This window comes from Nisaea denitrificans DSM 18348 (assembly GCF_000426505.1).
Classification (GTDB): Bacteria; Pseudomonadota; Alphaproteobacteria; order Thalassobaculales; family Thalassobaculaceae; genus Nisaea; species Nisaea denitrificans.
In genome coordinates this window covers 130,595-142,659 of sequence record NZ_KE384531.1, presented here as the reverse complement: position 1 = coordinate 142,659, position 12,065 = coordinate 130,595, and the positions used below count along the sequence as shown (strand labels likewise).

Below are 12,065 nucleotides of genomic sequence, written 5' to 3'. Positions count from 1 at the left end.
GGTCAGCGCACCTTCGGCGGGAACAGGCCCTGGGGCCGAAAGGCCAGCACCATGGCCATCAGGATATAGATCGCCATGGCGGACAGGGCCGGCGCCGATGTCTCGGCGCTCTCGGACGACATGAAGATTTTCAGTAGCTGGTCGAGGAAGGAGCGCCCCATCGTGTCGATCAGGCCGACAAGCATTGCGGCAACAAAAGCGCCTTTGATGGAGCCGATACCGCCGATGATGATGACGACAAAGGCCACGATGATGATCTCGTTCCCCATGCCGATACTCGCTTCCGTGATCGGCGCGATCAGCATGCCGGCAAGCCCCGCAAGCGCGGCCCCAACGGCGAAAACCAGCGCGAACAGTTTGCCGATATCGACCCCAAGCGCCATCACCATGGTCCGGTTCGATGCACCGGCGCGGATCAGCATGCCGATCCGGGTATGCGCCACCATGACATAGAGGAAGCCTGCGACGGCAAGCCCCGTGCAGATGATCAGGATCCGGAAAACAGGGAATGTATGGCCACCCATAAGATCGATATGGCTGTCGAGGATTTCCGGCAGCGGAATGGCCATGCCGGTCGGACCCCAGATGAAATCCACAGCCGTATCGAAGCAGAGGATCAACCCGAAGGTCGCCAGCACGTGATCCAGATGATCATGCGTGTAGAGCGCCCTGACGACGATCAGCTCGACAAGCCAGCCCAGCAAGGCGGTCAGTGGCAGCGCCAGAATGACGCCGAGAACGAAGGAGTCCGTGAGCTGCACCAGGGTGGCGCAGAAATACGCCCCCATCATGTAGAGCGAGCCATGCGCCAGATTCACGAAGTCCATGATGCCGAAGACCAGCGTCAGGCCTGCGGCGAGCAGAAACAGGAGTACGCCAAGCTGCACCCCGTTCAGCATCTGAATTGTAAAGAGTCCCCAGTCCACCCAGCCGTCCTACTCAAACTTTATTTTGCGCCAGAGGCGAAAACTGAAACCGGCGAAGCTCTCGCTCCGCCGGTTTCCCGTCATCCAAGGAGGATGATTACATTTTGCAGTCTGCTGCGTACGGGTCCTGGTGGTTTTCCAGGACCGTGCTGACGATCTTGGTTGTCCAGACACCGTCTGCATCCGCAACGACTTCACGCAGATAGAAGTTCTGGATCGGGAAATGGTTGTTGCCATAGCTGAACTTGCCGCGGGTGGACGGGAAGTCGGCTTTCTTCATGGCGGCGCGAATGCCGTCTTTGTTCGACAGATCGCCATTCACCGCTTCGACTGCGCTCTTGATCAGGAAGATCGTGTCGTAGGACTGGGCAGCATAGAAGGACGGATAGTGACCATACTTCTTCTTGAAGCCCGCGACGAACTTCTTGTTCTGCGGGTTGTCCAGGTCAGGACCCCAATGCTGGGTATTGCGGGAGCCGAGAACACCCTGAAGATTGCCAGCCTGCAATTTCGGAAGAGCAATCGAGTCGACCGTGAAGACAGTGTAAAGCGGCATCGTATCGCGCAGGCCTGCCTGCTCGTACTGCTTGATCAGCGCACCGCCGGCCTTGCCCGGATAAAACACCCACAGGGCTTCAGCACCGGAGGCTTTCGCTTTTGCCAGTTCAGCAGAGAAATCGAGCTGCGCGTCCTTACCCCACTTGGTCAGGTCACGTCCGGCGATCTTGCCTTTGAAGGTCCGTTCGACACCGGCGATCATGTTCTTGCCGGCCGCATAGTTCGGAGCCATGACATAGACAGACTTGACGCCGTTCTGGTTCAGGACTTCGCCCATCGCCATCGGCGTCTGGTCGTTCTGCCACGAGGTGGAGAAGAAATTCTTGTCGCACTGCTTACCGGCAAGCTGAGACGGACCAGCGTTCGAACTGATCAGGAAAGTGCCGGAATCGAGCGCTGGTTTTTTTGCGGCCAGCAGCACATGGGACCAGATAAAGCCGCCGATGAAATCGACCTTGTCCTTCTTTACCAGCTTGTCGACCTTCTGCTTGCCAACCGGAGGCTTGAAGCCGTCATCCTCAATGATGAGCTCGACATCAAGGCCAGCCATCTTGCCGCCGATATCTTCCATCGCAAGATTAACCGCATCGACCATGTCCTGGCCGATGACACCAGCCGGCGTGGTGATGGTGGTAACGAAACCTATTTTAACTTTATCGGCCGCCATTGCCGGAGCAGCAAGAAAAGCTCCCATGGCCGCGAGGGCCGTTATTTTTTTGATCATTGCACAAGCCTCCCAGAATGATGCGGCAACTATGCCACAACAAGTACATGCAACATAGTGCACACCTTCTTACGAAAGTGCATTATACTTTCGCCCTTGGCAATCCTGATACGTAAGGCAGTATGCGCTGTTCGTGGCATGGATGCCGCGCCGCGGATGGCTCTCCGCGCAAAAGAAAAACCATCAGATACTTGATTTCAATCAAGATTCCCCCGCTGCTTCCCGATCCACATTTTCCGGCGCGATGATCGGGAGCATAATGGCTATCACAGTGCCCTTTCCCGGCTTTGATGACACGGAGACAGTGCCACCGAGCGCGCCATGCACGATGGAATAGACCAGGTGCATGCCGAGGCCACTACCACCACTGCCGAACTTCGTCGTAAAGAAAGGCTCGAACACCCGGCGGACAACCTGTGGCGACATTCCCTTGCCATTGTCGGTTACCGAGAGCGTTACAGTACCGCTCCTCCCGAATTTCCCGGCGACGACAATCCGTTCAGCTTCGTCTTTTTTGACACCGTCTTCGTCAAACCCGTGGAAGATGGCGTTCTGGATAAGGTTAATCAAAACTTGCCCAAGCGGTCCGGGATAGGAATCGAGGCGAATTCCTTCCGGCACCTGTGTTTCGATTTTCACAGAACGGCGCCCGATCGTCGCCGCCATGGTCGTGACGATATCGCTTACAGTTTCCGAGAGTTCAAACTCGCGTCGTTTGAGACTGGTCTGATCGACAGCGACCTGTTTGAAGTGGGTGATCAGCTCGGCCGTGCGTTCCAGCCCTCGATGAATGATGCCGAGCCCCTCGTCCATTTCCGCGAGAAATCGTGAAAACTGAGACTGAGAGATTTTGCCCTTTAGAAATCCGTCCTGTAGATCGGCCAAAGTGGCAATCAATTTGGTCACAACCGTGAAACTCGCGCCTACAGGCGTGTTGATCTCGTGAGAAATCCCCGCGACCAGTCCACCGAGCGACGCTAGGCGGTCAGTCTCAATGAGTTGCGCCTGGGTTTGTTTAAGTTCGCTGATATCCGCGGTCGAGCCATGAAACCCGATGAATTCCCCATCACTCCAGACCGGCATTGCATTGATCCGAACGGTCCGGATACCGGTTGGATGATGCCGTTCAATCTCAATTCCCCGGACCTGTTCCCTGGCTTCCAGTTTCCCCAGAAACGTGGACCAGACATCCCGCTGATCGACGAGACGTTCCTCATCCGTCACCAGCGCAATCATAGACTTGCCGAGATAGTCCTCGCGCTTTCGGCCGGTTGCTTCGAAAAAATTCTCCGAACACCAGATGAAATTCAGGTCGGCATCCAGCTCCCACAACCAGTCGGCTGATGCGGAGGCGATATTCCGGAACCGCTCTTCACTGTGCCGGAGTTCCAGCGTGCGCGCCCGAACCGTGCTCTCCAAGCCTTCGTTCAACTTCTTGAGCGCATCCTGCGCATTCACAAAGTCGGTAATATCGTATCGCATGCTCGCGACAGCCCTGACCGAACTGTTTCGTCCGGCTATCGGGAAATTCACCACACGGAACTCGGTTGCCCGTTCACTGTTGCCGGTCCGGTGGGAATAGTCGTAGGTCACGGCACCAAGCGTCGCGACTACCTTATCGGCTGCGTTGGTCATGAGCTCGGCATCTTCCATACGATCACATTTAGCTATAACTTCCTCCACCGTGTGACCGAGCATATCGTTGATGCGTAATCCAAGCTGGATTGCGGCTCTCGTATTGACGCGGATGAAGCGATCGCTGAGGTCGCGAACGACAATGCCGCAATCCGCATTCTCGAAGACATCACTCATCAGTGCTTCGGCGTCGCGCCGGGCTTCCTCCGCAGCGACCTGTGAGCTCACATCCGCAATCGTGCCGAATGTGCGCTCCAGCTCGCCTCTTTCAGAGAAGTCGAACTCGCCCGCAATCAGTAAATGAGCGATGCTTCCATCCGCGCGAAAGACCCGGACCTGACGCTCAAAGCCGGACCCTCTAGCCCCGATTTTCTGCTGGATTACCTGAAGCAGTTCATGGTCATCGGGATGGATGCGCTTTCGCGCCTCGGCAAAGGTGAAGCGATCCACTCCATCCGTGCCGAAGATCTCCTGCGCCTGCTCGGACAGATGGATACACCTTTCGGCGCGCTCGAATGTCCAGTGGCCGATACCGCCAAGCCGCTGCGCGCGCTTGAACCACTTGTCACGTTGCAGGACCTGCCCCTCAAGCTCCTTGAGAGGCGTGATATCCTGAATGGTTCCCATCGTGCCGATCAGACTGCCAACGCGATCAAAGAGCGGATGGCCGTTGATCTGAACCCACAGCATCCTGCCATCCAGACGATGCGCCCGAACGACCATTCCGTAATCCCGTTTTTCCCTGATCCCGGCTTCGCGTTCCTGCAGATAGACGGGGGCATCCTCCGGATGTACCAAATTATCCCAAAAATAGTTCCTCGTCCGGACTTCCCCGGACCAATCGGCGATTCCGAAAATATCCCTCAGGGCTTCAGACCAGTAGGTCTCCTGGATCGACGCCTTGCTATACCAATGGCCAACGCTGGCGATCTTCTCGACCTGTTTGAGCGTCGTTTCGGCGCCCCGATGTTCCGTTACATCCCGATAGACAGCAAACAACCCGGACCGGGAAACTGCGTCCTCATCATACGGCTCCAGATAGAACAGAAAATGGCGGCAATCGTAGAGATCACGCCCGAACCGGAGTTCGACTTCTTCCGATACGCATTCTCCACGGCTCCGCCCCCAGAGTGCGTCGAAACGCTCGATATCCGAGGCAAGTAATCCCGCTCGAATATCCTCTGCCGAAACAGCATCAAGGCCCGGAGAAATAATCTCTTGAAGAGGCCCTACAATTCGATAATGACCAGTCGCCGCATCGTGCAGGATGTAACCGGCCTTCCCGACGTCCTTGATCCGCTCGAAGAGACTCTCATCTGCAGGTTCAGGTTGTCGGTATGGAGAAGCTTCACGCACACCGACACAAGAGCCAAACCCCGAGAAACCCTCCGGCCGCGCCGCTCCGGCAGGAAAGCCCTTCCCACTCAAAAGAACCCGGCATTGCCCGGTTCCGTCTGAAATCGTCAGGGAAAAATTGTGGAAAGCTTCGCCACGAAGCGCGTGCTCGCCCCAAACAGCCAGAGCCTGCTCCATGCTCTCGGAACACCCGAGCAAGGGGAACTTGGACAAAGCTACTGGATTGAGACCCGTGAGCGTTTCGAAGTTATCTGAAAGAGTCGTCGTTGTACCGTCCCGGTCGCACCGCCACTCGAAGAAGTAATCTTCCGCTTTTGCCGAATGTGGCTCGGCGGCCTCCGGGCTATCCATTCCGGTATTACTCCGGGGGTCTATCACGCTTTACTCGGATCAGAGCCGCTCACTAGTCAGCATTGGCCGTTCTGATGTCGATCATGGTGGTCAGGTTTTTCAGGAAAACATCCACCACCGTCGGATCGAAATGACGGCCGCTTTCCTCCTGAATAAGCTGCACGGCTTTTTCCACCGGCCACGCTTTCTTGTAGACCCGCTCCGAGGTCAGCGCGTCGAAGACATCGACAAGCCCGATAATCCGTCCCTCGATCGAAATATCCTCGGCCTTGATGTTGTGCGGATAGCCTCCACCGGCCCATTTTTCATGATGCTCAAGCGCGATCCGCGCTGCCAGCTTCAGGATCGGCATGTCCGACGACCGCAGCATTTCGTAGCCGATCGTCGTGTGCTCCTGCATCGCCTGCCACTCGTCCGGATCGAGCTTACCCGGCTTGCACAGGATGGCGTCAGGAATGCCGATCTTGCCGATGTCATGCAGAGGAGCAGCCCGGAAAAGAAGTTCGGAATCAGACTGGCTGAACCCCAGCTTGTCTGCGATCTCGCGGGCATAGAGCGCAACCCGCGAAACATGTCGCCCGGTTTCACCGGACCGGGTTTCTACGGCCTCGCCCAGACGCAGCACGATTTCGCGTTGTGCGCGCTCGGTTTGGTCATGCAGGCGAAGGTTATCGAAGGCGGTCAGAACCTGGGAAATGAAGATATCGACAATTTGGGCATCCGACCCGCTCAACCCCTGTAATTCAGGCAGGTAAAGAAGGCTGGTCTGGCCGTTACGACCAACAATCCCGGTCATCAGTGTATTTGCGGTCCGGCTGGTGTGAATACCAGGTCCTCGGCCGGCCAATTCCCCGACCAGTTTTTTCGTTTCCTCGTCAAGCGGCAAGTCCGTCAGCTTCCGCGCATCTCCATTCCCGCGGGGCCCGGCCACAATCTCGAAATCCTGCGCCAAACTGCAATTCGCATCCGCGACAGCAAGAACTCCGGATGATCCGATTTTGTCCTTCGGATCGCGGTTCATATTCGCAATGTCTCCGAGATTCTCGAGAATCCCGTCGGCAAAGTCATCTAGTCCCGGTTTTTCGAACAGTGCGGTAGAGGCCTGCAACACTTTCATAAGGCCGCGACGATTTTGCTCCATGGCAAGATACTGCTGGTAGGAGCGTAAGCCCGCATAGGCGAGCGAGAAGAGCTTCTGCGCGCTGAGCTCAGTCTTTTCCTTATAGTCGCTGATATCGTAATCGATGATGACGCTTTGTTCCGGCGCGTGCCCTGGCTGGCCAGTCCGCACCACCAGCCGGATCAGCTTGTTGCCCATCTCCTGACGAATGTAGTGAATCAGATCGAGACCGGCATTCGGCGTTTCCATGACCACGTCGATCAAGGCAAGGCCTATATCGGGATGTTCGGCGAGGACCTGCTTGGCTTCCGCCGCCGAGTAAGCCGACAGGAGGTTAAGCGGCCTGCCCTCGACCTCAACGTCGCGCAACACAAGAGTCGTCGTCGCGGCCACATCGCGGTCATCATCCACGATGAGAACTTTCCAAGGCTCAGCGCAAGAAGCTGACACGCCGTGCTCTTCGACGAGAAATTCCAGGATATTCAGATCGTCGTCGGACATTCCGCTACCAGTGCACCGCACACATTCATGCTCGGCGCAACTCCCCTCAACTCTTCAGGGCTCACTAGAAGAACCCCGTCATTCAATATGACTAGAAATATCCGGGAATCCTGAACTAACGATTAACATCAGCATTAGAAAAGACTCTCTTCGCTTTGTTGCGCCTCAGGCACAGATGTCCCTCGAACAAAATCGCGATGGCATCTTGCCTCACGATTCGCCGCAGTAATCCGCCCACGCTGCGGTGAGTTTCTCCTCGACACCGCGCGCATATCGTTCCTGATCACACAGCGGCGACACAGAAACCCTTTGGCGCAGCGTCTTGCGGATCTGAGCCAGACGCTGAATATCTGAAGCCAGATCCACCCCTATAGCGACGAACTCTTCGGCACTCTCACCGACCCAGTCCGGAAACCCGGCATTGCTTAAGTGGCTGAGGGAATGGCGGCCGGCGAAATGGCTCTGCGCCGCAAGCGATATAACGGGAACGCCCATCCAGAGCGCCTCGCAGGTCGTCAATCCACCGGAATACGGCATCGTATCCAGAGCGATATCCATCAGGCCGTACCCGCCGAGAAATTCTTCGTGGTAGGTGAAAGTCTTGAACTCGACACGCTCCGGCGCGACACCGGCTGCACTCAGGCAGGACCGGACATCGTGCTGAATCCCCGGATCGTCGAAACCGCGATAGGCGAGCAGCAACCTTGATTCAGGAACGGCAACGAGAACGCGGGACCACAGGTCCAGGGTTTCATCGGTCAGTTTAGCCGGATTATTGAAGCTGCCGAAGGTGATGAAGCCGTTGGCGAGCGCAGGGCTCGGCACGACCGGCGGCGACGTCGGCGCAGCCAGAAAACAGATATAATCGTCCGGCAGGGTGAGCCAGCGCTCTGAATAAAACTCTTCCGTCTCCGGCTGGGTCTGGAACCGGTCGGTAACGATATAGTCCATCGTATCGAGACCGGTCGTGCCGACATACCCCATCCAACTCATCTGCACGGGTGCCGCACGCCGGGCAAACATCCCCATGCGGTTTGCGGCCGAATGGCCGGCGAGATCGAACAGGATATCCACCCGGTCTTCCAGTATCCGGCCCCGCAAGACATCGTCGTCCTTGCCTGTCACATCGAACCAGTGATCCGCGTGACGGCGGAGCTCCAGCGTGAACAAATCGCCTTTCCCGGCATCGGAATAGACCGATATCCGAAACCGATTACGATCGAGGTGCCTTAATACCGGCAGCAGGAAAAAACCCACCGGATGCCGCTTCAGGTCTGGCGAGACGAAGCCAAGATGAATCCGGCGACCAGCCGTCCGGTCCACATCGTAGCCAAGCGGCTCCTCAAGCGGCGCCCAATCGGCCGCCCATGCCTTGTGATCCTGATAGAGAGACCGCGCGGAAACACCACTTTCATAATTATGCCCCATGAGGAGGCCGGACTGGATCGTCCGATCGTCCGGAAAGGCGGATCGGGCCCAGCGCAGAAAGCGCTCCGCCATCTGATGCTTTCGCGATTGTCGGTATGCATTCGCCAGCCCGACGAGCATATCCCGGTTGGTGTCTCCGCTGACGAGGGCCGACTTGATCGCGTCAGCGGCAGCACTGTACGCACCTCGCTCGAGCAAATACTTGCTGAAGTTCGCCCAGGTTCGAGTGCTTTTCGGGTTAACCCGAAGCGCGCGGCGATATCCGGCTCGAATGCGGTCTGCTGGTACATCCGCCTTGGCCATCTGCACGAGATAGTTTTCGAGTGCGGTCAAGCCTCCTGGCTCCAGCATCAGAGATCGCCGGAATCCGATTTCGGCCGCCGCCGACAGATCGCTCTCGTGCAATGCGTTCGCCAAGGCAAGCCAGTTTTCCGCCCTTGTCTGGTCCAACGTCACACACAGTCGCAGCATCGACACTGCTTGCCGGTGATAGCCCTGTTCGGACAAAGAACCGCCCAACCTGGCGCAAACGACTGTATCGCTCGGGATGAGAAGAAGAGAGCGTTTTAGGGCTTGATCGGCTGAAGCAACTTCCTTCTCGGCCTGCGCCACCAGACCGATTGCCTTCCAGGCAGTCGCGTCCAGGGGATTGCCGCAGATCGCCCGGCGCATCAATCGTGCGCCAGCCAGCCGTTCTCCCGAAACAGTCATCTCAGCCAGCAACTTCAGATGCCCCGGGTTCTCCGGATTGATCAGGATGGTTTTGCGAGCCAGCGCCCGCGCAATATCAGGATGCCGGCTGCGCACCAGATTGGCCCAGTCGCTCATCGCTGAAACATTCAGGGGGTCGAGATTCACAGCTGACGCATAATGCTCAGCGGCCTGTTCGAGATTTCCCTGCGAGGCCTCGGCAAAGGCCAGAAGCTGATGGAACGAGCTTTTGCGCGGCTCAAGCACAAGAGCCCTGCGCAGCAAAGCCCCACCGGCTATCGAGTTGCCGTTCGAGGTCGCGGCATCTCCGGCGAGGGAAAGTACAAGCGCGATCGGCGGATGTACGACGAGAACCTGCCGATAGAGAAGCGCGGCCTCACTCAATTGCCCGGACTGGTGCCGTGCAAAAGCCTCGTTCACCAACGCCTGTAAATCCACTCTGCTCGTCCCCCGTAGCGACGCACCCGGTACAGTCTGTCTAAACTTTTATCGTGATGAGGAAAAGTTGGCAGAAGGATTCTGCCAGACGGGAGAGCAGCTTGTCATTGATCCTAATGCCGCTGCATGATTGAGGTTACTCCTGAGCTATCCTCACTTCTGCCCCCGATCGGAATAAATTCATGCGCGACACTTTGCTTGGCGCTCTCGTTTCCCCGGCCTCCATTGCCCTGGTAGGCGCCTCGAACTCGGAAGGCAAGCTCACCGCGCGCCCGATGCGTTTTCTGCGCCGCCATGGTTATGCAGGCCGGATCTACCCGGTGAACCCCGCTCGCGAAACGGTACTCGGCGAGAAAGCCTGGCCATCGGTCAGCGCCATCCCGGAGAAAGTGGATTTCGCCTACATTCTGGTCGATGCCGATCCGGCCATTGAGGCCCTCAAGGATTGCGCGGCGGCGGGCGTGAAGGTTGCCGCCATTCTCGCCGACGGATTTGCCGAGGCCGGGGAAGAAGGCGAACGGCGCCAGGCCGAAGTCCAGCGCATTGCCCGCGAGGCGGGCATGCTGCTGATCGGCCCGAACTCGATGGGCGTCGTGCACACCCCTTCCGGTTTTGCCGCAACAACGAATGCGGCCTTTGGAGCCGAGGAAATCGGCCGTGGCCGGCTCGCCGTGATTTCCCAGAGCGGCAGCGTCATCGGCACCCTGCTCAGCCGGGGGGCGGCACGGGGCATCGACTTCTCGACTTTTGTCTCGGTCGGCAATGAGGCGGCATCGGGTATCGGCGCAATTGGCGAGATCCTGGTCGATCATCCGGAAATCGACGGTTTCCTCTTGTTCATGGAAACCATCCGTGACCGGGAAGCACTCGGCCGGTTCGCAGCGAAGGCCCACGCAGCAGAGAAACCCGTGGTCGCCTACATGATCGGCAAATCGGAGGAAGGCCAGGCGCTTTCGGTCTCCCATACCGGCGCTCTCACCGGCTCGACCGAGGCGGCCGATGCCCTGCTGCGCGGTATCGGCATCCGCAAGGCCGACCAGTTGGAAACATTGCTTGAAGCCCCCGGCGCCCTCTTCAAGGCCCGCCTTAAACCCGGGCGCCCGAAGAGTGCGACCGTGATCGCAACGACCGGCGGCGGCGGGGCCATGGTGGTGGATCAGCTCAGTGCACGCGGCGTGACCATCGCCGGCGCCAGTGCGGCAACCCGCGCGCATTTCAATGAACACAAGATCCCGTGCGGGCACGGCAAACTGGTCGACGTAACCCTTGCCGGTGCCCGTTACGAGGTAATGAAAGAAGCCGTCTCGACTTTAATCAGAGACCCGGAAACCGGCGTGCTGATCGTCGCTATCGGCTCGTCCGCCCAATTCGACCCGGAGCTTGCAGTAAAGCCCATCGCCGATGCCGTTGCCGAAGCGCCCGCGGACGCCGCACCGGTGCTGGCCTTCCCGCTGCCGCACGCACCGGACAGCATGCGCCTGCTGGAAGCCGGCGGAGTGCCAACCTTCCGTACCGTCGAAAGCTGCGCCGAGACAATTGCCATGCTGATGACGGATGCCGCTCCCGCCGATCGACCAACGTCTGCCTTACCCATGCAAGCGACGCGGTTGATCGCAGAACTCGCACCCGGAACAGCGGATGAGGTCGCTTCAGGCGCCGTTTTCGATGCGCTCGGGCTGAAGGGGCCCGCTCAGATCGTCCTCGATCCGGAAATGACGGCGCCGGACACTCTTCCTCTCGCCTATCCGCTTGTCGCCAAGCTGGTCTCGCCGGACCTGCCCCACAAAACCGACGCTGGCGCCATCAGGGTCGGCATCGCGGACCGTGCGGAACTCGTCACCGCCATTGCCGAAATGCGGGCGTCCGCCGATGATTATCATCCTGGTTTCAGGCTCACCGGCATCCTCCTCCAGGAGCTCGCCCAAGGCCTTGGCGAGGCCCTGATCGGCCTGTCCCGCGACCCTGTCGCCGGACCTGTGGTCACCGTCGCCATGGGCGGCGTGATGACGGAGATCTATTGCGATAGCGCTGTGCGCCCGGCACCAGTAACGCTTGAAAGCGCCCGGGAGATGATCCACGAGGTGAAAGGTTTTGAGTTACTTCGCGGGTTTCGGGGACGCCCGAAAGGCGATCTGGAGGCGCTCGCCGAAGCGGTCGCCGCGCTCTCCCTGCTGGCCCTTGACGAGCGTATCGAGGAAGCCGAGATAAACCCGGTGCTCATCAAAAAGGAAAATGCCGGTATCGTGCGGCTGGACGCGCTTATAAGGAGTTCCAAAAGAGAGGCTTGATCGGCAGGTTCATGCCCAGCACACAGTAC

6 protein-coding genes are annotated in these 12,065 nt (G+C 58.3%); 1 reads left to right on the top strand and 5 read right to left on the bottom strand.

All coding sequences use genetic code 11. From position 1 onward, the window contains the following. Positions 1-2: 2 nt before the first annotated feature. The 5 genes from K328_RS0117645 to K328_RS26000 form a co-directional block, all read right to left on the bottom strand. Entirely contained in the window at positions 3-926 is a 924-nt protein-coding gene (locus K328_RS0117645; protein ID WP_028467100.1) for a branched-chain amino acid ABC transporter permease, read from the bottom strand. A 97-nt stretch (positions 927-1,023) separates the two neighbouring features. Next, positions 1,024-2,208, bottom strand: a complete 1,185-nt coding sequence (locus K328_RS0117640; protein ID WP_051285064.1) for an ABC transporter substrate-binding protein — start codon at positions 2,206-2,208, stop codon at positions 1,024-1,026. Positions 2,209-2,409: 201 nt separating this feature from the next. Next, complete coding sequence (locus K328_RS26005) at positions 2,410-5,550, bottom strand: PAS domain-containing sensor histidine kinase (protein ID WP_051285062.1); 3,141 nt, start codon at positions 5,548-5,550, stop codon at positions 2,410-2,412. A gap of 52 nt (positions 5,551-5,602) precedes the next feature. Further along, complete coding sequence (locus K328_RS0117630; RefSeq protein ID WP_036554860.1) at positions 5,603-7,171, bottom strand: HD domain-containing phosphohydrolase; 1,569 nt, start codon at positions 7,169-7,171, stop codon at positions 5,603-5,605. 210 nt (positions 7,172-7,381) lie between these two features. Continuing rightward, positions 7,382-9,748 carry a tetratricopeptide repeat protein gene (locus K328_RS26000; RefSeq protein ID WP_156901455.1) on the bottom strand — a complete coding sequence of 789 codons (2,367 nt, stop codon included), beginning with the start codon at positions 9,746-9,748 and terminating at the stop codon, positions 7,382-7,384. A 182-nt stretch (positions 9,749-9,930) separates the two neighbouring features. Between K328_RS26000 and K328_RS0117620 the strand changes: the two genes are divergently transcribed. After that, a complete protein-coding gene (locus K328_RS0117620) occupies positions 9,931-12,036 on the top strand; it encodes an acetate--CoA ligase family protein (protein ID WP_028467097.1) in 2,106 nt (701 codons plus the stop codon). The last annotated feature ends 29 nt before the right edge of the window (positions 12,037-12,065 follow it).